This window comes from Pseudophaeobacter profundi (genome assembly GCF_029697505.1).
Classification (GTDB): domain Bacteria; phylum Pseudomonadota; class Alphaproteobacteria; order Rhodobacterales; family Rhodobacteraceae; genus Pseudophaeobacter; species Pseudophaeobacter profundi.
The window spans coordinates 1-278 of the sequence record NZ_JARJEF010000209.1 but is presented as its reverse complement, the minus strand read 5'-3'; the positions used below and the strand labels follow the sequence as shown (position 1 = coordinate 278).

Here is a 278-nt window from a genome sequence, read left to right as displayed (position 1 = left end):
TGAGAATGTGGCGTCCCAGGAACACACTCGACTGTTGCTGAGGCTGCAGACGGGGACCATGCACGAGCTGGTGCCGTCCAGTGTCGCCACGTCCGCACCACACAACATGGTCAAGCTGTTAAACGAGCAGCTGACAGTGTCCAGCCTGCAGCCAGTGTTGTGTCCGCGAGCCTCCGAGCTGATCGCGGACTACGATGAGCACGTTCTCGTGTCTAACTTCAAGTTCGGCGTCCTCTACCAGCGCTTCGGCCAGTCCAGCGAGGAGCAACTCTTCTCCA

The 278-nt window shown here is 59.4% G+C and carries 1 protein-coding gene; it reads left to right on the top strand.

The features are described 5' to 3' along the window. Positions 1–58: 58 nt before the first annotated feature. On the top strand, positions 59–278 hold a 220-nt coding region (locus P2081_RS20775; RefSeq protein ID WP_278924684.1), incomplete at its 3' end, for a hypothetical protein.